This window comes from Oceanicella actignis (assembly GCF_008124525.1).
GTDB classification, from domain to species: domain Bacteria; phylum Pseudomonadota; class Alphaproteobacteria; order Rhodobacterales; family Rhodobacteraceae; genus Oceanicella; species Oceanicella actignis.
This window is the reverse complement of sequence record NZ_VNHJ01000007.1, coordinates 1-24,436: the sequence shown is the minus strand read 5'-3', so window position 1 is coordinate 24,436 and position 24,436 is coordinate 1. Positions and strand designations below refer to the sequence as shown.

Here is a 24,436-nt window from a genome sequence, read left to right as displayed (position 1 = left end):
GCTGGACGCCGAGGGCCGCCTCGCTCCGCTGTTCGCCGGCCCCGAGGAGCTGGGCGAGGCCGAGCGCGAGGCCGTGGCGCGCGAAGAGGGGTGGATGCTGGGTCTCGAGCACGCGCTGTCGGGGGCCGTCGTTCCCGGCGCGCGGCGCCTGCGATACGAGCGCGACCCCGCCGCCATCTACGCCGAAAGCTTCGCCACCGTGCGCGCCGAGGCGCGGCTCGATCACCTGCCCGAGGATCTGCGCGACGTGGCGGTGCGCCTTGCCCATGCCTGCGGCATGGCCGACGTGCCCAACCGCCTGGCCTGGTCCGACGACGTCGTCGCCTCGGCGCGCAAGGCGCTGATGGCGGGGGCGCCGGTGTTGTGCGATTGCGAGATGGTCGCCGCCGGCGTCATCCGCAGCCTCCTGCCCGCCGGGGTCGAGGTGCTGTGCACGCTCAACGACCCGCGCACGCCCGAGCTGGCGCAGCGCATCGGCAACACGCGCTCGGCCGCGGCGGTCGAGCTGTGGCGCGAGCGCGTCGAGGGCGCGGTGGTGGCCATCGGCAACGCGCCCACCGCGCTGTTCCACCTGCTCGAGCTGCTGGATGCGGGCTGGCCCAGGCCCGCCGCCATACTCGGCTTTCCCGTGGGCTTCGTCGGCGCCGCCGAGTCCAAGGCCGAGCTGGCCGCCGACCCGCGCGGCGCGCCCTTCCTGACGCTGCGCGGGCGCCGGGGCGGATCGGCCATGGCCTCGGCCGCCGTCAACGCCATCGCGAAGGGGCTGTCATGAGCGAACCCTGGCTTCATGTCGTCGGCATCGGCGAGGACGGGATGGAGGGGCTCAGCCCCGCCGCCCGCGCCATCGTCGAAAGCGCCGAGATCATCATCGGCGGCGAGCGCCACCACCGCCTGTCCGACAAGGTCAAGGCCGAGCGCATCTCGTGGCCCTCGCCCTTCGATGCGCTCATCGACACGCTGCGCGCGCTGCGCGGGCGGCGCGTGGTGGTGCTGGCCACGGGCGATCCGCTCTGGTTCTCGGTCGGGGCGCGGATCGGGCGCGCGCTGGACCCGGCCGAGATCGTCTACCACCCGCAGCTGTCGGCCTTTCAGCTGGCGGCCGCGCGCATGGGTTGGTCCATGGCCGACGTCGAGACGCTGACCGTCCACGGCCGCCCGGTCGAGCAGATGATCGCCTTCATCCAGCCCGATATCCGCCTGCTGATCCTGACCACCGGCTCGGACACCCCCGCGCGCATCGCCCGCTTCCTGACCGAACGGGGCTATGGGCGCAGCCGCATGACGGTCTTCGCCGCCATGGGCGGCAAGGACGAGGCGCGCTTCGACGGGCTGGCCGAAAGCTGGTCGCACGAGGTGCCGGCCTTCAACACGCTGGCGGTCGAATGCGTGGCCGCGCCCGATGCCGCGCTGCTGCCGCGCGCGCCGGGCCTGCCCGACGACGCCTTCCGCCATGACGGGACCATGACCAAGCGCGAGGTGCGCGCCGCCACGCTGGGCAAGCTGATGCCCATGCGCGGGGCGCTGCTTTGGGATGTGGGCTGCGGCTGCGGCTCGGTCGCCATCGAGTGGATGCGCGCCGCCGCCTACGCCCGCGCCATCGGCATCGAGCCGCGCGCCGACCGCCGCGCCATGGCGGCCGAGAACGCGCTGGCGCTGGGCGCGCCGCGCCTCGAGCTGATCGAGGGCGAGGCCCCGGCCGCGCTCGAGGGGCTGCCGGCGCCCGACGCCATCTTCATCGGCGGAGGGCTGAGCGAGCAGGTCTTCGAGGCCTGCTGGCGCGCGCTGCGTCCGCTGGGGCGGCTGGTGGCCAACGCGGTGACGCTGGAAAGCGAGGCGGTCCTGCTGGGTCTGCATGCCCGCATGGGGGGCGATCTGGCCCGCATCTCGGTCGAGCGGGTCGAGCCGGTGGGGCGGCTCAAGGGCTGGCGGCCGCTGATGCCGGTGGTGCAGTGGAGCCTGATCAAGCGATGAGCGCGACCGGAACGCTTCACGGCGTCGGGGTCGGGCCGGGCGACCCCGAGCTTCTGACCCTGCGCGCGGCGCGGCTGATCGGCGCGGCCGACGTCGTCGCCTATCTGGCCCCGGCCGGCGGCGACAGCTTCGCGCGCGCCATCGCCCGCGCGCATATCCGCCCCGACGCCGAAGAGCTGCGCATCGAGGTCCCCATGGCCGTCGAGCGCCACCCCGCCCAGGGCGTCTATGACGCGGCGGCCGCGCGCATCGCCCGCCGCCTCGATGCGGGGCGCGACGTGGTGATGCTGTGCGAGGGCGATCCATTCTTCTACGGCTCGTTCATGTATGTGCATGCGCGTCTGGCGCCCCATCACCGGGTGCAGGTGACGCCGGGGGTCAGCAGCCTGGGCGCCTGCGCCGCCGCGCTGGGCCGGCCGCTGACGGCGCGCAACGACGTGCTGACCGTCATCCCCGGCCCCTTGCCCGACGACGAGATGCGCCGCCGCATCGAGGGCGCCGAGGCGGTCGCGATCATGAAGGTCGGGCGCCATTTCGCCCGCATCCGCGCGCTGCTGGGGCGCATGGGGCTGGCCGATCGCGCCGGCTATGTCGAGCGCGCCTCGCTGCCCGTCCAGCGCGCGGTTCCGCTGGCGCAGGCGCCCGAGCAGGCGCCGTATTTCTCGATGATCCTGATCTACAAGGGGAACGATCCTTGGCTGACCTGACCGCCGCCGGCCCCGACTTCCGCCCCGACTCCCGCCCCGAGATCCGCCCCCGGGCCTATGCGCCCGGCGCGGTCCCGGCCGTCCTGTGCCTGACGGCCTCGGGGCTCGAGACCGCGCGCCGCGCCGCGCGCGCGTTGGGCGCCGATCTGCACGGGCGCGCCGGGCGCGTCGACGAGGGCGCGCCCTTCGAGGACGCGGCCGCGCATCTGCGCGCGCTGTTCGCCGCGGGCCGGCCCATCGTGGCGGTGTGCGCCGCCGGGATCGTGATCCGCGCCCTGGCGCCGCTTCTTGGCGACAAGCGCGCCGAGCCGCCGGTGGTGGCGCTGGCCGAGGACGGCTCGGCGGCCGTGCCGCTGCTGGGCGGGCACCGGGGGGCGAACCGCATGGCGCGCGCGCTGGCCGCGGCGCTGGGCGGGGCGGCGGCGCTGACCACGGCGGGCGATCTGGCGCTGGGCGTGGCGCTGGACGAGCCGCCCGAGGGTTGGGCGCTGGAGAACCCCGAGGATGCGAAGGCGCTGGCCGCGGCGCTGCTTTCGGGCGCCGCGCCGGCGATGACCGGCGAGGCGCCGTGGCTGGCCGAGGCGCTTGCGCGGGCGGGCAGGCCGCCCGCCTCCGGCGCGGCCGGAGCGGCGCCCGAGGCGCCGGCAAGCGCCGCTCCGGCCCCGACGGCGACGCTTGCGGCGGGCGGCGCCGGGCCGTTGCGCTATTGGCGGCGCGACGTCGCGCTGGGGCTGGGCTGCGCGCGCGGCTGCGATCCGGCCGAGATGGCCGATCTGGCGCGGCGCACCCTGCGCGAGGCGGGGCTGTCGCCCTTGCAGGTGGCCTTCGCGGGCTCGCTGGACCTGAAGGCCGACGAGCCGGCGGTGATCGAGACCGCCCGCGCCCTTGGCGCGCCGCTGCGGCTGTTCACGGCCGAACAGCTTGAAGCCGAGGCGCCGCGGCTGGCCAACCCTTCGCCCACGGTGCTGGCCGAGGTCGGCTGCCACGGCGTGGCCGAGGGCGCGGCGCTGGCGCTGGCCGGCCCCGAGGGCGCGTTGATCGCGCCCAAGCGCAAGAGCGCCAACGCCACATGCGCCGCGGCGCGCATCGGTCCCGGCGCGGCGCCATGGGCGGCGGGGCGCGCGCGCGGGCGCGTGGCGCTGGTGGGCATCGGGCCGGGGCAGGCCGACTGGCGCACGCCCGAGGCCTCGCGCCTGATCGCCGAGGCGGACGAGCTGGTGGGCTACAGCCTGTATCTCGACCTGCTCGGGCCGCTTGCGGCGGGCAAGCCGCGCGCGGATTTTCCGCTGGGCGCCGAGGAGGACCGCTGCCGCTACGCGCTCGAGCGAGCGGGGCGGGGGCGCAACGTGGCCATCGTGTGCTCGGGCGATGCGGGGATCTACGCCATGGGCGCGCTGGTGTTCGAGCTGATGGACCGCGCGCCGGACAAGGGCGGCGTCGGCGACGCGGCGCGGCGGGTCGAGGTGATCTCGGCGCCGGGGGTCTCGGCGCTGCAGGCGGCGGCGGCGCGGGCGGGCGCGCCGCTGGGCCATGATTTCTGCGCCATCTCGCTCAGCGATCTGCTGACCCCGCGCGAGACGATCCTGCAACGCATCCGCGCGGCGGCCGAGGGCGATTTCGTCATCGCCTTCTACAACCCCGTCTCGCGCCGCCGGCGCGACCTGCTGGCCATCGCCCGCGACATGCTGCTCGAACGCCGCCCGCCCGACACGCCGGTGCTGCTGGCCTCGTCGCTGGGCCGGCCCGAAGAGCGCATCGCCTACCGGCGCCTCGACGCGCTGCGCGTCGAGGAGGTGGACATGCTGACGGTGGTGCTGGTGGGCTCGTCGCAATCGCGCCTGGCGATGCTGGGCGAGGGGCCGCGCATGTATACGCCGCGCGGCTACGCCAGGCGGATCGACGCGCGCGCGGGTGCGGGGCGCGAGGAAGGGAGCGCGGCATGAAGGTGTGGTTCATCGGCGCGGGTCCGGGCGACCCGGATCTGATCACGGTCAAGGGGCTGCGGCTGATCCGCGCCTGCCCGGTGTGCCTTTACGCCGGCTCGCTGGTGCCCGAGGCGGTGGTGGCCGAGGCGCCCGCCGGCGCGCGGGTCATCGACACGGCGCCGATGACGCTGGACCAGATCATGGCCGAGATCGAGGCCGCCCGCGACCGCGGCGAGGACGTGGCGCGGGTGCATTCGGGCGATCCGTCGCTTTACGGCGCCATCGCCGAGCAGATCCGCCGCCTGCGCGCGGCGGGCATCGACTACGAGATCGTGCCGGGCGTGCCCGCCTTCGCCGCCGCGGCGGCGGCGCTGGGGCGCGAGCTGACCGTGCCCGAGGTGGCGCAGACGGTGATCCTGACGCGCACGGCGATGAAGTCTTCGGCCATGCCCGAGGGCGAGGATCTGGAGACCATCGGCCGCACCGGCGCGACGCTGGCGATCCACCTGTCGATCCGCAATCTGCGCGAGATCGAGCGCAAGCTCATCCCGCTCTACGGCGCCGACTGCCCGGTCGTGGTCGCCTATCGGGTGGGATGGCCGGATCAGGCCTTCATCGAGGGCACGCTGGCCGACATTCGCGCGAAGGTGCGCGCGGCCAAGCTGACGCGCACGGCGCTGATCCTGGTGGGGCGGGCGCTAGACCCCGGCGCCTTCCGCGACAGCGCCCTTTACGACGGCGCCCATCCGCACGTCCTGCGCCCCCGCCGCAGCAACTGAGCCTCGGGCCGCCGTTGCGGCCGGCCCCGCGCCGCGATCCGCGCGCCGGGGCGCAGGGCTGCGTCGCCGGTCGGCTCGGCTTGCGCGCGGGGCCATGAGGCTTGCCTGCCAGGGCTTGGCGTGGGGCGCTTGCGCGCCGGCCGCGGGGTTCGGGCGCCGCGCCTGGATCGAGGCGGGGGCGGACGCCATGGCGGGCGGCGCGGCGGTTCGCGCCCTGAAGGACGGGGCGCGGAATTGCGCCCTTGCGCCGGGCTCGCGCCGCCGCGCCTGCGCCCGCCCGCTCAGCCGGGAAGGCGCGCGGCGCAGGGGCGGCGCGGGGGCGTCACCACCAGCGCTCGGGGCGGGCGTCGAAGCCGGCGGCGCGCTCGATGGCGTAGGCGACGTTCATCATCGGCCCTTCCTCCCACGGGCGGCCGATGACCTGAAGGCCAAGGGGCAGCCCCTCGGCGCTCAGCCCCGCGGGGACCGACACGCCGGGCAGGCCGGCGAGGTTGACCGTGACGGTGAACACGTCGTTCAGATACATCTTCACCGGGTCCTGCTCGGCCATGGCGCCCAGCTCGAAGGCGGGCGACGGGGTGGTCGGCGTCAGGATCGCGTCCACGCCCTGTTCGAAGACCTGCTCGAAATCGCGCTTGATCAGCGTGCGCACCTTTTGCGCGCGCAGGTAGTAGGCGTCGTAATAGCCGGCGCTGAGCACATAGGCGCCGATCATCACGCGCCGGCGCACCTCGGGGCCGAAGCCCTCGGCGCGGGTCTTCTCATACATCTCGGTCACGCCGTCGCCCGGCGCCAGCTTGGCGCGCCGCCCGTAGCGCACGCCGTCATAGCGCGCCAGGTTCGACGAGGCCTCGGCCGGCGCGATGACGTAATAGGCGGGCAGGGCGTATTTCGTGTGCGGCAGCGAGATGTCGACAAGCTCGGCGCCCGCGTCGCGCAGCATCTCGGCGCCGCGGGCCCACAGCGCCTCGATCTCGGGGGGCATGCCCTCCATGCGGTATTCGCGCGGCACGCCGATGCGCTTGCCGCGCAGATCGCCCGTCAGCGCCGCCTCGAAATCGGGCACGGGCATGTCGGCCGATGTCGAATCCCTGGGGTCGTGCCCGGACATGGCGCGCAGCATGATGGCCGCGTCGCGCACGGTGCGCGTCATCGGGCCGGCCTGGTCCAGCGACGAGGCGAAGGCCATGATCCCCCAGCGCGAGCAGCGCCCGTAGGTCGGCTTGACCCCCACGATGCCCGCAAAGGCGGCGGGCTGGCGGATCGAGCCGCCGGTGTCGGTGCCCGTGGCGCCCAGGCACAGCCCCGCCGCCACCGCCGCGGCCGAGCCGCCCGACGAGCCGCCCGGCGTCAGCCGCGCGTCCGATCCCCGGGCGCGCCAGGGGTTGACCGCCGGGCCGTAGCACGAGGTCTCGTTGGACGAGCCCATGGCGAACTCGTCCATGTTCAGCTTGCAGGTCATCGCCGCGCCCGCGTCGCGAAGCTGGGCGGTGACGGTGCTCTCGTAAGGCGGGCGGAAGCCCTCGAGAATGCGCGACGCCGCCTGGCTGCGCACGCCCTCGGTGCAGAACAGGTCCTTGACCCCGATGGGGATGCCGCACATGTCGGGCGCGTCGCCCTCGGCCAGGCGCGCATCGGCGCGGCGGGCGGCATCGCGCGCCTGCTCGGCGGTGATCTCGACGGCGGCGTTCAGCGGCGCGGCGGCCTCGATGGCGGCCAGGCTGGCCTCGACCAGCTCGGCGGCGCTGATCTTGCGCGCGCGCAAAAGGTCGCGCGCCTCGGCGATGGTCAGTCGGGTCAGGTCGGACATGGCGGGGCTCCGGTGGGGCGGCTGGCGGTGCGGTGCGGGGACGGGCGGCAGGGCGCGGCGCGCGGGCGCCGGCGGCTCACTCGACGACCTTGGGCACCGTGAAGAAGCCGTCGCGCGCGTCGGGCGCGTTGGCCAGGATCTTGTCGCGGATGCCGCCGTCGGTGACCTCGTCCTTGCGGCGCTTGAGGGCCATGGGCGTGACCGAGGTCATGGGCTCGACGCCCTCGACGTCCACCTCGGCAAGCTGCTCCATGAACTCCAGAATGCCCGAAAGCTCGCGCGCGAGCGTCTCGAGCTCGGTCTCCTCGACCCTGATGCGCGCAAGATGCGCGACGCGGCGGGCGGTGTCCTTGTCGATGGCCATCGGGCGGATCCTGTCAACTGCGTTCGGACGAGGCCGGGCGCGGGGCCGGCGGCGGGGCGCGGCGGTCAAGCCCGGCGCGATCCGGCCCGGTTCTAAGCGCCGGGCGGGCGGGGCGCAAGGGGCGCGGCGCAGGGATCGGGAGCAGGGATGGGTCGCAGGGACCGGGCGCGGAGACGGGGCGCGGGGGAGGGCGCACGGGCGGGGCGCCTGGATGGCGCATGGCGGGGGCGCCTGGTGGATGGCGCATGGGCGGGGGCGCCCGGAGGCGCACGGGCGGAGGCGCCGGCGCGCGGCGGCGAAGGTCCTGCATGGCGCCCCGGCGCGGGGCCGCGCGGCCGGCCGGCGCCGCGCGGCCGGTTCGTGCGGCCAGCCCTTCCGCGCCCGGATGCGGCGCGAAGGGGCGAGGGACCGGGCGGCCGCGGCTCAGCGCCCCGCCTCGGCCGCCCGGCGCGCGCCGCCGCCATGGCGGATGACCGCCAGGGTCAGCCAGCCCAGCGTGACGCCGTTCAGCACATGCCACATGAAATGCGTGCCGATGGGCAGGGCCTCGCACCAGGCCATGTCCATGGTCCGCAGCGTCAGCGAGACGGCGAAGATCCCCATGCCCGCCGCGATCGCCCCGCCCGCCGGATGCCCGCGCAGCGCCAGCCCTGCGGCCAGCGCCAGGATGACCAGCGCCACGGCCAGATAGCCGCTCGAGCCGTTCATCGGCCCGAGCGCCGCGGTCAGCGCCGTTCCCAGCGCGAAGATCGCTGCCAGCGCCCCCGCCGTCAGCGCGCCCGCGCCCCAGCGCGGCAGGCCGTAAAAGCGCACGCCGATGATGTAGAAGTAGCTGACGATCGCCAGCTGGATGGGAATCACGTCGGCCCACAGCGACCAGCCGTTGGCCAGCGTGTGGAACAGGAACGAGCCCACGCCGATGGTCGCCATCAGGCCGATCAGCAGCCCCGATGCCCAGTCGGGCCCGCCCGCGCGCCGCGCCGCGCGCCAGCAGACCCAGGCGGCGATCAGGAAGGCGGCGTTGGTGAGGGCGTTGAGCGGCTCGCCCCAGAAGGCGGCGTCCACGCGCTCGCAATAATCGTCGATGTGCCGGTAGGGGTCGAATGCCATGCCGCGTCCTCGCTTCGCTCGCCCGCCTCGATGCGGCCGCGTCGGGGGCCCGCCGCGCCCCTTGCGCGCGGGGTTTGCCAGCGGCCCGTTCGGGGGCGATGATAGCGGACCGAAGCGATACGGCAATCGCGGCAGGAGGAGCATTCATGAAGATCGCATGGCTTGGCCATTCCGGCTTCCGCATCGAGATCGCCGACCAGGTTCTGCTGGTCGATCCCTGGCTTCGCGGCAATCCGATGTTCGACGAGGCCCGATTCGACGAGGCGGTGGCGGGCGCCACGCACATCCTGATCAGCCATGGCCACGGCGACCACAGCGCGAACGCGGTCGAGATCTCGAAGGCCACGGGCGCGCCCATCGTGGGCATCTACGACCTGATGGAGCATTTCCGCGTCGCCGGCGGCGTGCCCACCATCGGCTTCAATAAGGGCGGCACGGTCGCGCTGGGCGAGACGGCGGTGACCATGGTCTCGGCGACGCATTCCTCGTCGGGGCCGGACCTGCCCTATTCGGGGACCGAGGCCGGCTTCATGATCGCCGGCGAGGGGCGCACGATCTACTTCTCGGGCGACACGGACGTGATGGCCGACATGGCGATCTTCCAGGATCTGCACCGGCCCGAGATCGGCATCCTGTGCTGCGGCGGCCATTTCACCATGGATCAGCGGCGGGCGGCCTATGCGGCGCGCACCTTCTTCGATTTCAAGACGGTCATCCCCTGCCACTACAAGACCTTCCCGCTGCTGGCGCAGGACGCCGAGGTGCTCAAGGCCGAGCTGCCGGGGGTTCAGGTGCTCGAGCCCGAGGTCATGGTTCCCTTCGAGCTCTGAGCGCGCGCCGCGACGGCCCGCAGAGGGGGCCGAGCGCGGGGTGGGCCGACATCCCCGCCCGCTGCGAGCCGGGGGGCGCAGGATTCGCGCCCCGCGCGCGGGCCGCGGCGCGATGCGGCGGATGGGCGCGGGCGCCGGATCGGGCGCCGCGCGCGGGCCGCGGAGCGGGGCGGCGGCGCTCCTGCGCGGCGTAACGCGGGCGGGCCAGCCGGCGCGCAAGGCGCGCCCCGCGCGGCGACCCCGGCCCCGCTCCGGGGCCGCCGTGCGGCTCGCGCCCGGGCGGCCCGCGGCGATGCGGGCAGGGGCGGCGCTGGGCGTCTTCAGCCGCGCCGGGCGGCGAAGAAGGCGCGCAGGAGGGCGGCCGAGGCGGCCTCGTCGATGCCGCCATAGACCTCGGGTCGGTGGTGCGACTGCGGGTGGTCGAAGATGCGCGGCCCCTGCTCGACTCCGCCCGATTTCGGGTCCGCGGCGCCGTAATACACGCGCGCCAGCCGCGCGGCGGCGATGGCGGCGGCGCAGAAGGGGCAGGGCTCGAGCGTGACGTAGATGTCGAGGCCCGGCAGCCGCTCGGATCCCAGCGCCGCGCAGGCGGCGCGGATGGCCAGGGTTTCGGCGTGGGCGGTGGGATCGCGCAGCTCGCGGGTGCGGTTGCCCGCGCGCGCCACGATCCGGCCGGCGCGCGGGTCCACGATCACGGCGCCGACGGGGGTTTCGCCGCGCGCGGCGGCGGCGCGCGCTTCGTCCAGCGCCAGCGCCATGTGGCTGCGGAAGGGGGGCTGGGGCGCGCGGAGCGGCGCGGATCGTGGCGCGCTCATGTCGTCGGGCCGGGGGTTCGCGCGCCGGCGCCCGGGGCGCGCGGCGGCGCCTCGCGCTGCGCCGCGCGCACGAAAAGCAGCCGCGCGCGCGGCGCGACCTCCTCGGGCCCCTCGGCGGGCAGCGCGCCCGCCGACGCGAAGCCAAGCTTGCGCAAGAGCCGCTCGGAGGGCGCGTTGTCGGCATGGATCACCGCCCACACGACCGGGGGGCGCAGCTCGTCCAGCGCGGCGCGCATGGCCTCTTCGGCCAGGCCGCGGCCCTGGGCGCGCGGCACGAAGGCGAAGCTGGCCTCGACGGCCTCGACGCCCCCGATCTCGCACATGTTGAAGCCGGCGACGCCGCGCGCGCGCCCGCCCTCGATCCACAGGCGCAGCCCCCAGCCCCGCCGGCGCCAGTGGCGCGCGTAATCGGCCGCGGCCTCGGCCGCCAGCGCCGCGTCCCAGGGGCGGCGCTCGGCGCTGACCAGAGGGCCCACGGCTGGATCGGCGAACAGCGCGCGCAGGAAGGGCGCATCGGATTCGGCCAGGGGGCGGCCGCTCATGCGCGCGGTGCGCAGCCAGCGCACGGGGGCGAGGGCTGGCGCGACGGGTGGCGCGTCGGCTGGCGCGACGGTGGGCGCGTCTGCGGGCGCGGCGGCGATGCGTGGGGCGGGGGCGGGTCCGTCCGGGCCGCGCGCGCCGGCCTCGCGCGGCGCCGCCGCGCCCGCCCGCGCGGCCTGCGGCGGGCCCGCCGAGGCTTCGCAACCGGCCGCGGGGCCCCGGTCGGGGCGCGTTCGGGGCCTTGCGTCGGGCCGGTGTGGCGGAGGCGTTGCGGTCATGCCTCCATCTTCGCCCTTGCGCGGCGATTGGCAAGGGCGCGCAGACGGCTCTTGGCGCCGCGGCGCGCGCGGCGTAGTGAGGGGCATGACCAGCGAAAAGAACGAAATGGAACGCATCGCGCGCCGCCTGTCGCGCGCGGGCGTCGCCTCGCGCCGCGAGGCCGAGCGCATGATCGCCCAGGGGCGCGTCAAGGTGAACGGCCGGCGCATCGACAGCCCGGCGCTCAATGTCGGCCCCGACGACAGGATCGAGGTGGACGGCCAGCCGGTGGCGGCGCCCGAGCGCCCGCGCCTGTGGCGCTATCACAAGCCCGCCGGGCTGGTGACCTCGGCGCGCGACGAAAAGGGCCGCCCGACGGTGTTCGACAGCCTGCCCGCCGAGCTGCCGCGGGTGATGTCGGTGGGCAGGCTCGACCTGAATTCCGAGGGGCTGCTGCTGCTGACCAACGACGGCGCGCTCAAGCGGCGGCTCGAGCTGCCCTCGACGGGCTGGCTGCGCAAGTATCGCGTGCGCGTGAAGGGCGCGCCGACGCCCGAGGCGCTGGCCCCGCTCGAGCGCGGCGTGACGGTGGATGGCGAGCGCTTCCAGCCCATGGTCGTGACCATCGACCGCCAGCAGGGCGCCAACGCCTGGCTGACCATCGGCATCCGCGAGGGCCGCAACCGCGAGATCCGCCGCGCGCTCGAATCGCTGGGCTTTATGGTCAACCGGCTGATCCGCATCTCTTACGGGCCTTTCCAGCTGGGCGATCTTGCGCCCGGCGCCGTCGAGGAGATCCGCCCCAAGGTGCTGCGCGAGCAGCTGGGCATCGCCATCGATCCCTCGGACCGCGCCCCCGCGCCCCCGCGCCCCGAGGGCGAGGCCGGCCAGGCGTCGGCCCCGGCGGGCAAGGGCGCCCGGCGCGGCCGCGGCCTGCGCGGGCGCGAGGACGGCGCGCCGCAGGGCAAGGCCGCGCGCCCCGCTTCGCCCGCGCCCGCGGGCAAGCCCGGCCCGGCCCGCAAGCCCCGCGCGCCCGAGGGCGTCAAGCCCCGCGCGCCCGAGGGCGGCGCGCCGGACGCCCACGGCCGCGGCGGGGGCGGCTTGCCGACGGGCGCGGGGCGGCGCGGCCGCCGATGAGGGGCGGCGCGCAATTGCCCGCTTCGCTCCGCCGGCGCCTGCGCGCGCCGGTTGCCGCCCGCGCCCGGCAAGGCTAGGTATGTCGCCTGCGCGACGATGACGGAGATCCACGCGATGAGACTGTGCAAGGACATGCCCGACGCCATCGGCGGCACGCCGCTGATCCGCCTGCGCAAGGCTTCCGAGCTGACGGGCTGCGAAATCCTGGGCAAGGCCGAGTTCATGAACCCCGGCCAGTCGGTGAAGGACCGCGCGGCGCTGTGGATCATCCGCGACGCGGTCGCGCGCGGCGTTCTGCGCCCCGGCGGCACGATCGTCGAGGGCACGGCGGGCAACACGGGAATCGGGCTTGCGCTGGTCGGGCGGGCCATGGGCTTTCGCACCGTGATCGTGATCCCCGAGACCCAGAGCCAGGAAAAGAAGGACATGCTGCGCCTGGCCGGCGCCCAGCTGGTCGAGGTGCCCGCCGTTCCCTATCGCAACCCCAACAACTACGTCCGCTATTCGGGCCGCCTGGCCGAGCGCCTGGCCCAGACTGAGCCCGGCGGCGCCTTCTGGGCGAACCAGTTCGACAACGTGGCGAACCGCCAGGCGCATATCGACTCGACCGCGCCCGAGATCTGGGAGCAGACCGGCGGCAAGGTCGACGGCTTCATCTGCGCCGTCGGCACCGGCGGCACGCTGGCGGGCGTCGCCGCGGGGCTGCGCGCGCGCAAGCCCGACGTCAAGATCGGTCTGGCCGACCCGGACGGCGCCGCGCTCTACAACTGGTATACCAAGGGCGAAATGAAGGCCGAGGGCTCGTCCATCACCGAGGGCATCGGCCAGGGGCGCATCACCGCCAATCTCGAGGGGCTGGAGGTGGACATGGCCTACAACATCCCCGACTCCGAGGCCCTGCCCGTAATCTTCGACCTTCTGCGCGAGGAAGGGCTGTGCCTGGGCGGCTCGTCCGGCGTCAACGTCGCCGGCGCGATCCGCATGGCCAGGGAGATGGGGCCCGGCCACACCATCGTGACGGTGCTGTGCGATTACGGCACGCGCTACCAGTCCAAACTGTTCAACCCCGCCTTCCTGCGCGAAAAGGGACTTCCGACGCCCGACTGGCTCGAGGCGCCGGCGCCCGAGCTGCCGACGGTGTTCGAGGAGGTCTGACCGCGCGGCGGGAGCACGGAGAATTCCGCCATGAAGCTGAAGATCCTGCGCGCGCTGCTGGCCGGCGCGCTGATGGCCGTCGCCGCGCTGGCCGCGCCCATGGCGGCGACGGTGTCGGCCAGCGCGCGCGAGGGCGACCCCTCGCGCGTCGAGGCCGAGCAGATCGCCGGTTGGGAGGCCCTGGCCGCCCGCGCCGAGAAGCTGCTGCAGAACCCCGAGGTCGCCACCCAGGAGCTGGAGGAGCTGCGCGCGCAGCTTGACGCGGCGCGGATTGCGGCGCGCGCTCTGGCGCAGAAGATCCGCGCCGACGCCGATCCGGTCCGCGCCCAGCTCCAGGCCCTTGGCCCGCCGCCCGAGGAGGGCGCGACCGAGGCCGAATCGGTCGCCGCCGAGCGCGCCGCGCTGAACGAGAAGCTGGCCCAGATCGACGGGCGCGCGCGCAAGGCCGAGCAGGCCGCCGCGCTGGCCGACGCGTTGATCGCGCGCATCGACGCCAGCGTGCGCGAGCGCTTCGCGCGCGAGCTGCTGACGCGCGGCCCCACGCCCCTGTCGCCCGAGGTCTGGCGCCCGGCCCTGGCCGAGACGGCCGCGTTCGGCGCGCGCGTGGCCGCCGAGGTCCGCCAGGCCTGGAGCGACCCGGTGCGCGCGCGTCAGCGCGAGGACCGCCTGCCGCTGCTGCTGGGGCTGGTCATCGCCGCGGCGGGCGCGGCGGCGGCGATGCGCGCGCGCGCCTCGTCCATGTTCCGCCGCATGCTCGAGGGCGCGGGCGGGGGGCGGCGCCTGCTGATCGCCGTCTTCGCCGCGACGGTGCGCGTGCTGGCGCCGGCCGCGGCGGCGGCGGGCCTGGTGCTGATCCTGCGCCATGGCGGCTTGACGGGGGCGACGGGGCGGCTTCTGGCCGACGCGCTGGCGCCGGCGCTGATCGCGCTTCTGGGCGCGCGGGCGATCGGCCTGGCCTATTACGCGCCCTACGATCCCGAATTGCGGCTGTCCTCGGCCGACGACCGCGAGGCGCGCAGCGCCTTTCGCGCCACGATGCTGCTGGGGCTGGCGCTGTTCTGCGCGCAGCTTTTCCTGCGCGGCGGCCAGGCGCTGGGGCTGAGCCCGAACACGCTGGCGGTGTGGAACCTTGGCGTGACGGCGCTGGGCGCGACGGCGATGCTGGCCTTCGCGCGCCATGTGCGGCCCGATCCGGCCGCCCCCGCCGGCGCCGGCGGCGACGATCTGGCGGTCGAGGACGAGGCCGTCGCCGAGCAATCCCAGCTGGTGCGGCGCGCGCAGGCGCTGGGCGCGCTGGGGCTGCGGCTGTGCGCGCCGCTGAGCGTGCTGCTTGCGGCCGCGGGCTATTATGCGGCCTCGCGCTATCTGACCGAGCCGCCGATCCTGACGGTGGGGCTGATCGGGGCGGGGATCGTGCTGCAGCGCCTTGTGCGCGACGCGGTCGAGGCCCTGGTCGGCGGGGACGAGAACAGCGGCCTGCGCCTGATCCCGATCCTGGCGGGTTTCGCCATCCTGTGCGTCGAGCTGCCGCTGCTGGCGCTGGTCTGGGGCGCGCGGCCCTCGGATCTGAGCGAATGGTGGCGGATGCTGACCGGCGGCTTCGCGGTGGGCGACGTGCGCCTCTCGCCGCTCGACTTCCTCACCTTCGCCGTGGTGCTGGTGCTGGGCGTCAGCGCGACGCGGCTTGTGCAGGCGGTGCTGCGCGGCTCGGTGCTGCCCAACACGCGGCTCGACACGGGCGCGCGGGCGGCGGTGGTCTCGGGCGTGGGCTATGTGGGCTACACGGTGGCGGGGCTGGCGGCGATCACGGCCACGGGGCTCGACCTGTCGAACCTGGCCATCGTCGCCGGCGCGCTGTCGGTGGGCATCGGCTTCGGCCTTCAGAACATCGTGTCGAACTTCGTCTCGGGGGTGATCCTGCTGATCGAGCGCCCGGTCAAGACCGGCGACTGGATCGAGGTCGGCGGGCGCCAGGGCACGGTGCGCAAGATCGCCGTGCGCGCGACCGAGATCGAGACCTTCGACCGCGCCACGCTGATCGTGCCCAATTCCGAGCTCATCTCGAGCCAGGTGCTGAACATGACCCATGGCAACACGATCGGCCGGGTGATCGTGCCGGTCGGGGTGGCCTATGGCTCGGACGTGCGCAAGGTCGAGCGGATCCTGCTCGAGATCGCGCGCGCGCACCCCTTGACCATGGGCTATCCTGCGCCTTTCGTCGTGTTCCAGGGATTCGGCGACAGCGCCCTGAACTTCGAGATCCGCGCCTATCTGCGCGATGTGAACAAGGTGGTGAGCGTGCGCAGCGAGATGAATTTCGAGATCGAGCGCCGCTTCCGCGAGGAGGGGATCGAGATCCCGTTCCCGCAGCGCGACCTCAACCTGCGCAACGTGGACGCGCTGCGCGCGCTGCTGGCCGAGCGCGGCGCGGCGGGCGACGGGGCGCCTTCGGGCGGCGGCGAGGGGGGCGCGGCATGAGCGCGCCCGCGCCGCTCTGGCGTCAGCGCCCCGAGCTGTTCGAGGCGCCGGCCCGCGTGCTGGCCTCGGGCCCCGAGGGCGTGGTCCTCGACGCTCCGATCTTCTATCCGCGCGGCGGCGGCCAGCCGGGCGATACGGGGGTCATCGAATGGGCGGGCGGGGCGGCGCGCGTGGCCGACACGCTCAAGGGCGCGGGGCGCGACGAAAGCCTTCTGATCCTCGAGCCCGGCGCCCCCGTTCCCGCGCCGGGCGCCGAGGTGATGCAGCGCCTCGACGCCGAGCGGCGCCTGGGCCACATGCGGGTGCACACGGCGCTGCACCTGCTGTCGGTGGTCATTCCGCTGCCGGTGACCGGCGGGCAGATCGCCGCCGATCGCGGGCGGCTTGATTTCGACATGCCCGAGGCGCCCGAGGACAGGGACGCGCTCGAGGCGCGGCTGCGCGAGCTTGTGGCGCAGGATCACCCCGTGACCGAGACCTGGATCTCGGACGAAGAGCTCGCGGCCAATCCCGGCCTCGTCAAGACCATGAGCGTGCGGCCGCCCGTCGGCGCCGGGCGCGTGCGCCTGATCCGCATCGGCCCGGCCGAGGCGCCGATCGACCTTCAGCCCTGCGGCGGCACGCATGTGGCGCGCACCGGGCTGATCGGGGGCGTTCGTCTGGGCAAGATCGAGAAGAAGGGCCGCCGCAACAGGCGCGTCCATCTGCATCTGGAGCCGTGAGGGCGCGCGCGCCGAGCCCCTTGCCGGGCGCAGCCCGGCCCAGCGCCCGGCCCAGCGCGCGGGCCGCGCCGGGGCGCTGCGCCCTGGCCTCGTGCGCGGCGCTGCTCGCCGCCGCCTGCGCGCCGCAGCCGGGCGCAGGGCCTGTGCGGCCCGACCTGCGGCCCGGCGCGGCGGGCGCGGCGGGGCTTGACGCGGCGGTGGGCGCGGCGAGCCTTGCGACGGCGCGCGATGGGGCGGCGGCGCCATCGCCGGCCGACGGGCGCGAGGGCGGCGCGCCGGCCTCGACGCCGCCCGAGTCGTCGCGCGAGTCGTCGCAAGCCCCCGCCTCGGCCGCCCCCTTGGCCCCTGCCTCCCTGATCGAGGATCCCGCCGCCTTCGACGTCGAAGGGCTGACGCTGTGGGACGGCGCGCCCTCGCTCGGCGGCGTGTGGGCGGCGCATCCGGGCATCCGCGGTCCGCTGCGCGGGCGCATCCGCAATCTCGACGGCGGCGCCTTCGTGGACGGCGCGCTGTTGGGGCGCGAGGGATGGCTGGCGGGCCCCTCGATCCTGCTTTCGGCCGAGGCGGCGCGCGCGCTGGGGATCGAACCGGGGCAGGTGGCGCGCGTGCGCCTGACCGCGCTCGCGCCCGCCCCGTCGGGAGCGCGCGCCGGGGCGGCCGGCGAGGAGGGGGCGGAGGCGGGCGGGGGCGATGTCGCCAAGGCGCGCGCGCAGGCCCCTGGCGTGCCGCCTGACGCCGAAGCGCGGCCGGGCGCCGAGGCGCCCAAGGCGGCGGGCGCGCCGCGGGCCGGGGCGGGGCGCTCGGCCCTCGGAGCGTCGCCCGCCGCGCATCCATCGGCCGCCGGCGCCGGGACGGCGGGGGGCGATGCGGCCGCCGCGCCCGCGCTCGCCGGAGCCGCCCCTGCGCCGTCGGATCCGGCAAGGCAAGAGGCGCCGGCGCCCGCCACGGCTGCGCAAGCTGGCGCCGCCCGCCCCATCGAGGTCGGAACGGGCGCAGGCGCCGCGGCCCCGCCTCGCCGGTCCCCCGCCGCTTCGCCCGCCCCGTCGCCCGCCCCGTCGCCCTCCTCGCCGCCCATCGCGTCGCCGGCGGCGGCTTCGGCCTCGCCCGGGGCCGTCTTGCGCGCCGACGCGCCCGCGGGCGTGGCGCCGGGCCGCGCCGCGCCCGCGTCCGGCGCCGAGACGGCGCGCGGCGCGCCGCCGCCCAAGGCTGGCGCCGCCGCGCCGCAGGGCGCGCAGGCGGGCGTGCCGCCGGATCTGGCCGAGGCGCCGGAACGGCCGTATGTTCAGGTGGCCAGCTTCCGCAACCCGGCGAACGCCGAGGCTGCCGCGCGCCGCTTCGCCGCCCAGGGGCTGCCGGTGCGCGTCGGCGCGCCCGAGGGCGGCTGGGTGCGTCTGCTGCTCGGCCCCTTCGCCCGGGAGGGCGCCGCGCGCGACGCCCTGGACCTTGCCCGTGCCGCGGGCTTTCCCGACGCCATGCGCGTGCGCCGATGACCGGCGCCGCCGCACGAGAAGGACAGCGCAATGCCTGACGCCACGCCGCGCTCCGCCGCCTCCCGCCCGCCGCGTCCCAGCCTGCGCCCCATCTTGCGCCCCAGCCTGCGCGCAACCCTGTCCGCGGCCCTGTTCGCCGCGCTGGCGCTTGGCTCCGCCGCGCCCTCGCGCGCGCTCGACACCGCCGCGCGGGCCGCGCTGGTGATCGACGCGGGCACGGGGGCCGAGCTTCTGGCGCGCGACCCCGACGTTCCGATCCCGCCCGCCTCGATGTCCAAGCTGATGACCGTCTACATGGTCTTCGAGGCGCTGGCCGAGGGCCGCCTGTCCATGGAGGATCGCTTCCGCGTCTCGGCGCGGGCGGCAGCCATGGGCGGCTCGAAGATGTTCGCGCGCGAGGGCGACGCGATCCGCGTCGCCGACCTTCTGCGCGGCGTCATCGTCCAGTCGGGCAACGACGCCTGCGTCGTGCTGGCCGAGGGCCTGGCCGGTTCGGAGGAGGCCTTCGCCGCGCGCATGAACGAGCGCGCCCGGCAGCTGGGCCTGCGCGGATCGCATTTCGCCAACGCCACCGGATGGCCCGATCCGGGCCAGCGCATGACCCCGCGCGATCTGGTGACCCTGGCGCAGCGGCTGATCGAGGATTTCCCCCAATACTACCCCATCTTCGCCGAGACCGAGTTCACCTGGGAAGGCATCCGCCAGCGCAACCGCAACCCGCTGCTCTTCGCCGATGTCGGCGCCGACGGGCTCAAGACCGGTCACACCGAAGAGGCCGGCTACGGCCTGGTCGGGTCGGCCCGGCGCGGCGACCGGCGCGTGATCCTGATGATCGGCGGGCTGCCCGACGCCAAGGCCCGCGCGCTCGAGGCCGAGCGCCTGGTCAAATGGGCGTTCCGCGAGTTCGTGAACCGCAAGCTCTACGCCGCCGGGCAGATCCTGGGCGAGGCCGAGGTGTGGCTGGGCGCGCGCCCCAGCGCGCCGCTGACGGTCGCGCGCGACGTGGTCGCCACCGTGCCCTGGGGCGCGCGCGACAAGCTGCGCGCGCGCATCGTCTACGAAGGTCCGCTCGAGGCGCCCGTGGCCAGGGGGCAGGAGGTGGCGCGGCTGGTGATCGAGGCCCCCGACATGGCGCCCATCGAGGTCCCGGTGGTGGCGGCCGAAGCCGTGCCCGAGGGCGGCTTCCCCGAGCGCTTCAAGGCCGCCGCGCGCCTTGTCTTCGCCCGGGCCATGCGCGCGCTCAGCCAGGCGGCCGAGGATGTCGCCGGCGAGGGCGCGGAGGGCGCGCGGTGAGCGCGCGCGGCGTGTTCCTCAGCTTCGAGGGCGCCGACGGCGCCGGCAAGACGACCCAGCTGCGCCGCCTGGCCGTCCGCCTGCGCGCCCAGGGGCGCGAGGTGGTCGAGACGCGCGAGCCGGGCGGCGCGCCGGGCGCCGAAGAGATCCGCCGCCTGGTGCTCGAGGGCGACCCGGCCCGCTGGTCGGCGGTGACCGAGCTTCTGCTCTTCAACGCCGCGCGGCGCGATCACGTCGAGCGCACCATCGCGCCGGCGCTTGCGCGCGGGGCGGTGGTGCTGTGCGACCGCTTCGCCGATTCGAGCCGCGTCTATCAGGGCGTGGTGCGCGGCGCCGGCGCCGAGCTGGCCGATTCGCTGCATGCGCTGGCCATCGGGATCGAGCCCGATCTGACGCTGATCCTCGACATCGCGCCGCGCACGGGGCTGACGCGCGGCCTGGCCCGCGGCACGGCCGAGGAGCGCTTCGAGCGCTTCGGCCTGGCCTTTCAGGCGCGGGTGCGCGCCGCTTTCCGCGATCTGGCCGCCGCCAACCCCGCCCGCTGCCGCCTGATCGACGCCGAGGGCGACGAAGAGGCCGTGGCCGCGCGCGTCTGGGCCGCCGCGGCGCCGCTGTTCGAGGCGCGCGCATGAGGCGCCCGGCCGAGATCGAGCCCGAGGCCGCCCCGCCCGAGCCCGACCGGGTCGAGGGCGCCCCCCACCCGCGCGAGGCGGTCGCGCTGTTCGGGCAGGAGGCCGCCGAGCGCGCCTTTCTGGACGCCTGGCGCGGCGGGCGTCTGCACCACGCCTGGCTGCTCGAGGGGCCGCGCGGCGTCGGCAAGGCCACGCTGGCCTGGCGCATCGCGCGGGCGGTGCTGGCCTGGTCCGAAGGCGGCGCCGAGGGGCCGGCGCCCGACAGCCTGGCGCTCGATCCCGCGCATCCGGTCTTTCGCCGCGCCGCGGCGCTGGCCGAGCCGCGGCTGCGGCTCTTGCGCCGCGGCTGGGACCCGGCGCGCAAGCGCCTGCGCGCGCAGATCGTGGTCGAGGACGCCCGCGCCATGGCCGAGCTGTTCCGCCGCACCGCCGCCGATGGCGGCTGGCGGGCGGCGATCGTGGATTCGGCCGACGACCTGAACCCCAGCGCCGCCAACGCGCTGCTCAAGCTGATCGAGGAGCCGCCCGCGCGCAGCCTGTTCCTGCTGGTCAGCCACGCGCCGGCGGGGCTGTTGCCCACCATCCGCTCGCGCTGCCGCCGCTTGGCGCTGCGGCCTCTGGCGGCCGAGCCGCTGGCGCGCGCGATCGGGCTGGATCCTGCCTCGGACGAGGCGGCGACGCTGGCGGCGCTGGCGGCCGGCTCGGCGGGCGAGGCGCTGCGGCTGCGCGCGGCCGACGGACCGGCGCTGTTCCGGCGCCTGGCGCGGCTCCTGGCCGGCGCGCCGGGCATGGACCGGGTCGAGATGCAGCGCCTTGCGGCCGAGTGCGCCGGCCCCGCGGGCGAGGAACGCTTCGACGCCGCGCTGCGCCTTCTGGCGCTGCTGCTGGCGCGGCTGGCGCGCGGCGCTGCGCTGGGCGCGGCGCCCGAAGCGGCGACGCCCGAGGAAGAGGCCCTGCATCGGCGGCTGGGCGGCGGCGAGGCGCGCGCGCGCATCTGGGCCGAGGCGGCCATGACGGCGCCGGCGCGCGCGCGCGCGGCGCGCGCGGTCAATCTTGACCCGGCGCAGATCATGCTCGATACCTTGCTGGCGCTTGACGCCGCCGCCGCCCGCGCGGCGCGGCAGGCCTGACGCCGCAAGCCGGCGCCGCCGCGCATCGGGTCACGAACGCCGGAGCCGCCCATGCCTCCCGTCCTTGCGGACAGCCACTGCCACCTCGACTTTCCCGACTTCGCCGACGACCTGCCTCAGGTGATCGAGCGCGCGCAGGCGGCGGGGGTGACGCGGATGGTCAGCATCTGCACCCGTCTCGACCAGGAGCCGCGCGTGCGCGCCATCGCCGAGGAGCACGCCCCGGTCTTCTACGCCGTCGGGGTCCACCCGATGAATGTCGGCCGCTCGCCCGAGGCCACGGTCGAGGCGCTGGTCGCGCTGGCGCGCCACCCCAAGATGGTCGGCATCGGCGAGACGGGCATCGACCTGCACTATTCGGCCGACACGCGCGACGCCCAGATCGAAAGCCTGCGCGTGCATGCCGAGGCGGCGCGCCGCACCGGGCTGCCGCTGATCATCCACGCGCGCGACGCCGACGAGGACGTGGCGCGCGTGCTGCGCGAAGAGCGCGCCGCCGGCGCCTTCGGCTGCGTGATGCACTGCTTCTCGTCGGGCCGGGCGCTGGCCGAAGAGGCCCTGTCGCTGGGTTTCCACCTGTCCATGTCCGGCATCGCCGCCTTCAAGCGCAGCGACGCGCTGCGCGCCATCTTCCGCGACGCGCCGCTCGACCGCATCCTGGTCGAGACCGACGCGCCCTACCTGGCGCCGCCGCCGCATCGGGGCAAACGCAACGAGCCGGCCCATGTGGCGCTGACGGCGCAGGTGGGGGCCGAGCTGTTCGGCCTGTCGCTCGAGGCGTTCGCCGCCGCGACCACCGCCAATTTCGAGCGCCTCTTCGCCAAGGCCGCCGCCTGGGCGCCGCAGGAGGCCACGGCATGACCCTGCGCCTGCGCATCCTGGGGTGCGGTTCGTCGGGGGGCGTGCCGCGCCTTGGCGGGCTGTGGGGGGCGTGCGACCCGACCAACCCGCGCAACGAGCGGCTGCGCTGCTCGCTGCTGGTCGAGCGCGAGGGGCCGCAGGGCGTCACGCGGGTGCTGATCGACACCTCGCCCGACCTGCGCCGGCAGCTGCTGGATGCAGGGGTGGGGCTGCTGGACGCGGTGCTCTACACGCATGAGCACGCCGACCATGTCCACGGGCTCGACGATCTGCGCATGATCGTCTTCAACCGCCGCGCGCGCCTGCCGGTCTATGCCTCGCCCGAGACGCAGAACGCCCTGATCGGGCGCTTCGGCTACGCCTTCGTGCAGCCCGAGGGCTCGCCCTATCCGCCGATCCTCGACCTGCGCACCATCGAGGGGCCGTTCGTCATCGACGGCGCCGGCGGGCCGATTCCCTTCCGTCCCTTCGCCGTCGATCACGGCGCGATCGCGGCGCTGGGCTTTCGCATCGGGCCGGCGGTCTATCTGCCCGACGTGCACGAGATGACCGACGAGGCCTGGGCCGCGCTCGAGGGCGCCGACACCTGGATCGTGGACGCGCTGCGCTACAAGCCCCATCCCACCCACGCGCATCTGGACAAGACCCTGTCCTGGATCGCCCGCGCCGGCGTGCGGCGGGGGGTGCTGACCAACATGCACATCGACATGGACTATGACGAGGTCGCCGCGCGCACGCCCGACCATGTCGAGCCCGCCCATGACGGCATGACGCTGGTCTTTCCCGACGCCTTCCCGCCGGCCGACGCCGCGGCGGACGCCTGAGGGCGGCGATGCTGGACATCCTGCGCATCATCCTGCCGGTCTTCGTGGTGGTCGCCGGCGGCTACGGCGCCGCGCGCGCCAACTTCTTCCAGCCGGGGCATGTGGACGGGGTGCTGGCCTTCGCCATGCGCTTCGGCGTGCCGTGCCTGCTGTTCCTGGGCATGTATCGGCTGGACCTGCACGCGCAATACGACTGGCGGCTTCTGGTCAGCTTCTACGCCGGGGCGCTCTTGTGCTTCGCGCTGGGGGCGCTGGGGGCGTGGCGGCTGTTCGGCCGCCGCCCGGGCGAGAGCGTCGCGATCGGCTTCGCGGCGCTGTTCTCGAATTCGCTGCTGCTGGGGCTGCCGATCACCCAGCGCGCCTATGGCGCGGATGCGGTGGCGGGAAACTACGTGATCATCTCGATCCATGCGCCGCTATGCTATCTGGTGGGCATCCTGGCGATGGAGACCGTGCGCGCCGACGGACGCGGCGTCGCGGCGACCCTGCGCGCCGTGGCGGGGACGATGTTCCGCAACGCGCTGACCATCGGCCTGGCGCTGGGGCTGGCGGCGAATGCGAGCGGCTTCGCCTTGCCCGAGCCGGCGCTGGCGGGGGTCGAGATGCTGGCGCGCGCGGCGCTTCCGGCGGCGCTGTTCGGGCTGGGCGGCGCGCTGACGCGCTATGCGATCCGCGGCGGGCTGGGCGAGGGGATCATGGTCTCGGTCCTGTCGCTGCTGGTGCATCCGGCCATCGCCCTTGTATTGTCGGGATGGGTGTTCGCGCTGCCGGTCGAGTTCGTGCGCTCGGCGGTGGTGACGGCGGCCATGGCGCCGGGGATCAACGCCTATGTCTTCGCGGCGATGTATCAGCGCGCGACGGCGGTGGCGGCCTCGACGGTGCTGATGGCGACGGCGGCTTCGGTGGCGACGGCGTCGTTCTGGCTGTTCGCGCTCGAGGCGGCGGGATTCTGAACCGGCGCGTCAAGAATTCACATTCTTGACGTCGCATCGGTATGTAAATTTACAAAAAAATCGTTCAGGGTCAGAAAGTTGCGCATTTCTTTGCGAATTGTGCTATGACCTCGGGTCAACAGGGCCGGGCGCGCCGACGCCGCGCCCGCCCGCGGCGCTTCAGACCGCAGACCGGAGGAACCCTGATGAGCGAGACCACCGAACCCAGGATCTACCCGATTCCGCCCGAGATATCGTCGCGGGCGCATGTCGACGCGGCGGGCTACGAGCGGATGTATGCGCGCTCGATCTCGGATCCCGAGGTTTTCTGGGGCGAGCATGGCCGTCGGCTGGACTGGATCCGGCCGTATACGAAGGTGAAGAACACGTCCTTCGCGTATCCCGACGTGTCGATCCGCTGGTTCGAGGACGGGACGCTGAACGTGTGCGCGAACTGCGTGGACCGTCACCTGAAGGAGCGGGCGGATCAGACGGCGATCATCTGGGAATCGGACGATCCGGGAGTGAGCGAACACATCACCTACGCCGAGCTTCACCGCCAGGTGTGCCGCTTTGCGAACGTTCTGCGGGCGATGGGGGTGTCGAAGGGCGACCGGGTGGTGCTGTATCTGCCGATGATCCCGGCGGCGGCCTATGCGATGCTGGCCTGCGC

The 24,436-nt window shown here is 75.0% G+C and carries 23 protein-coding genes; 18 read left to right on the top strand and 5 right to left on the bottom strand.

Annotated features, from left to right (window positions below; translation table 11 throughout):
• Window positions 1-94: 94 nt before the first annotated feature.
• The 5 genes from LY05_RS10485 (at window position 95) to cobM (ending at window position 5,382) form a co-directional block, all read left to right on the top strand.
• The gene (locus tag LY05_RS10485; RefSeq protein ID WP_148923237.1) at window positions 95-772 is read left to right on the top strand and encodes a precorrin-8X methylmutase; all 678 of its coding nucleotides are present in this window, start codon (window positions 95-97) and stop codon (window positions 770-772) included.
• Window positions 769-1,971, top strand: a complete 1,203-nt coding sequence (cbiE, locus tag LY05_RS10480; protein ID WP_072747594.1) for a precorrin-6y C5,15-methyltransferase (decarboxylating) subunit CbiE — start codon at window positions 769-771, stop codon at window positions 1,969-1,971. The genes LY05_RS10485 and cbiE overlap by 4 nt, the downstream gene beginning before the upstream one ends.
• Window positions 1,968-2,678, top strand: a complete 711-nt coding sequence (gene cobI / locus LY05_RS10475; protein ID WP_148923143.1) for a precorrin-2 C(20)-methyltransferase — start codon at window positions 1,968-1,970, stop codon at window positions 2,676-2,678. The genes cbiE and cobI overlap by 4 nt, the downstream gene beginning before the upstream one ends.
• An 83-nt stretch (window positions 2,679-2,761) precedes the next feature.
• A complete protein-coding gene (gene cobJ / locus LY05_RS10470) occupies window positions 2,762-4,621 on the top strand; it encodes a precorrin-3B C(17)-methyltransferase (protein ID WP_148923236.1) in 1,860 nt (619 codons plus the stop codon).
• Entirely contained in the window at window positions 4,618-5,382 is a 765-nt protein-coding gene (gene cobM, locus LY05_RS10465; protein ID WP_148923142.1) for a precorrin-4 C(11)-methyltransferase, read from the top strand. Before cobJ ends, cobM begins: the two co-directional genes overlap by 4 nt.
• 322 nt (window positions 5,383-5,704) lie before the next feature.
• Here cobM and gatA read toward each other — a convergent pair whose 3' ends face one another.
• The 3 genes from gatA to LY05_RS10450 all read right to left on the bottom strand — a co-directional run bounded on the left by gatA (window position 5,705) and on the right by LY05_RS10450 (window position 8,666).
• On the bottom strand, window positions 5,705-7,192 hold the full coding sequence (gene gatA / locus LY05_RS10460; protein WP_148923141.1) for an Asp-tRNA(Asn)/Glu-tRNA(Gln) amidotransferase subunit GatA: 1,488 nt from the start codon (window positions 7,190-7,192) through the stop codon (window positions 5,705-5,707).
• Window positions 7,193-7,268: 76 nt separating this feature from the next.
• On the bottom strand, window positions 7,269-7,556 hold the full coding sequence (gatC, locus tag LY05_RS10455; protein ID WP_072747598.1) for an Asp-tRNA(Asn)/Glu-tRNA(Gln) amidotransferase subunit GatC: 288 nt from the start codon (window positions 7,554-7,556) through the stop codon (window positions 7,269-7,271).
• 423 nt (window positions 7,557-7,979) lie between these two features.
• The gene (locus LY05_RS10450; protein WP_148923140.1) at window positions 7,980-8,666 is read right to left on the bottom strand and encodes a ceramidase domain-containing protein; all 687 of its coding nucleotides are present in this window, start codon (window positions 8,664-8,666) and stop codon (window positions 7,980-7,982) included.
• A 146-nt stretch (window positions 8,667-8,812) separates the two neighbouring features.
• On the opposite strand from LY05_RS10450, the gene LY05_RS10445 reads away from it, so the two are divergent.
• Complete coding sequence (locus tag LY05_RS10445) at window positions 8,813-9,496, top strand: metal-dependent hydrolase (RefSeq protein ID WP_148923139.1); 684 nt, start codon at window positions 8,813-8,815, stop codon at window positions 9,494-9,496.
• Between the two features lie 320 nt (window positions 9,497-9,816).
• Here the strand turns inward: LY05_RS10445 and LY05_RS10440 are convergent, their stop codons facing one another.
• Window positions 9,817-10,311, bottom strand: coding sequence for a nucleoside deaminase (locus LY05_RS10440; RefSeq protein ID WP_249041931.1), 495 nt, complete (start codon window positions 10,309-10,311; stop codon window positions 9,817-9,819).
• Entirely contained in the window at window positions 10,308-10,853 is a 546-nt protein-coding gene (locus tag LY05_RS10435) for a GNAT family N-acetyltransferase (RefSeq protein ID WP_148923138.1), read from the bottom strand. The genes LY05_RS10440 and LY05_RS10435 overlap by 4 nt, the downstream gene beginning before the upstream one ends.
• A 361-nt stretch (window positions 10,854-11,214) precedes the next feature.
• On the opposite strand from LY05_RS10435, the gene LY05_RS10425 reads away from it, so the two are divergent.
• The 12 genes from LY05_RS10425 to LY05_RS10370 form a co-directional block, all read left to right on the top strand.
• Window positions 11,215-12,246 (top strand): pseudouridine synthase, encoded by a 1,032-nt coding sequence (locus LY05_RS10425; RefSeq protein ID WP_170258974.1) that lies wholly within the window; start codon window positions 11,215-11,217, stop codon window positions 12,244-12,246.
• A gap of 114 nt (window positions 12,247-12,360) precedes the next feature.
• The gene (locus LY05_RS10420) at window positions 12,361-13,401 is read left to right on the top strand and encodes a cysteine synthase A (RefSeq protein ID WP_148923135.1); all 1,041 of its coding nucleotides are present in this window, start codon (window positions 12,361-12,363) and stop codon (window positions 13,399-13,401) included.
• Between the two features lie 30 nt (window positions 13,402-13,431).
• Window positions 13,432-15,879, top strand: a complete 2,448-nt coding sequence (locus LY05_RS10415; RefSeq protein ID WP_148923134.1) for a DUF3772 domain-containing protein — start codon at window positions 13,432-13,434, stop codon at window positions 15,877-15,879.
• Entirely contained in the window at window positions 15,876-16,601 is a 726-nt protein-coding gene (locus tag LY05_RS10410) for an alanyl-tRNA editing protein (RefSeq protein WP_072747605.1), read from the top strand. The genes LY05_RS10415 and LY05_RS10410 overlap by 4 nt, the downstream gene beginning before the upstream one ends.
• Before the next feature lie 338 nt (window positions 16,602-16,939).
• On the top strand, window positions 16,940-18,091 hold the full coding sequence (locus LY05_RS10405) for an SPOR domain-containing protein (RefSeq protein ID WP_148923133.1): 1,152 nt from the start codon (window positions 16,940-16,942) through the stop codon (window positions 18,089-18,091).
• A 30-nt stretch (window positions 18,092-18,121) separates the two neighbouring features.
• Window positions 18,122-19,384, top strand: coding sequence for a D-alanyl-D-alanine carboxypeptidase family protein (locus LY05_RS10400; protein WP_148923132.1), 1,263 nt, complete (start codon window positions 18,122-18,124; stop codon window positions 19,382-19,384).
• On the top strand, window positions 19,381-20,016 hold the full coding sequence (tmk, locus tag LY05_RS10395) for a dTMP kinase (protein WP_148923131.1): 636 nt from the start codon (window positions 19,381-19,383) through the stop codon (window positions 20,014-20,016). Before LY05_RS10400 ends, tmk begins: the two co-directional genes overlap by 4 nt.
• Complete coding sequence (locus LY05_RS10390; protein ID WP_072747608.1) at window positions 20,013-21,146, top strand: DNA polymerase III subunit delta'; 1,134 nt, start codon at window positions 20,013-20,015, stop codon at window positions 21,144-21,146. Before tmk ends, LY05_RS10390 begins: the two co-directional genes overlap by 4 nt.
• A 51-nt stretch (window positions 21,147-21,197) precedes the next feature.
• Entirely contained in the window at window positions 21,198-22,007 is an 810-nt protein-coding gene (locus LY05_RS10385) for a TatD family hydrolase (RefSeq protein ID WP_148923130.1), read from the top strand.
• Window positions 22,004-22,831 carry an MBL fold metallo-hydrolase gene (locus LY05_RS10380; protein ID WP_072747610.1) on the top strand — a complete coding sequence of 276 codons (828 nt, stop codon included), beginning with the start codon at window positions 22,004-22,006 and terminating at the stop codon, window positions 22,829-22,831. The genes LY05_RS10385 and LY05_RS10380 overlap by 4 nt, the downstream gene beginning before the upstream one ends.
• A gap of 8 nt (window positions 22,832-22,839) precedes the next feature.
• Window positions 22,840-23,784 carry an AEC family transporter gene (locus LY05_RS10375; RefSeq protein ID WP_148923129.1) on the top strand — a complete coding sequence of 315 codons (945 nt, stop codon included), beginning with the start codon at window positions 22,840-22,842 and terminating at the stop codon, window positions 23,782-23,784.
• A 185-nt stretch (window positions 23,785-23,969) separates the two neighbouring features.
• Window positions 23,970-24,436: acetyl-coenzyme A synthetase N-terminal domain-containing protein (locus LY05_RS10370; protein ID WP_148923128.1), on the top strand; the 467-nt coding region annotated here is incomplete at its 3' end.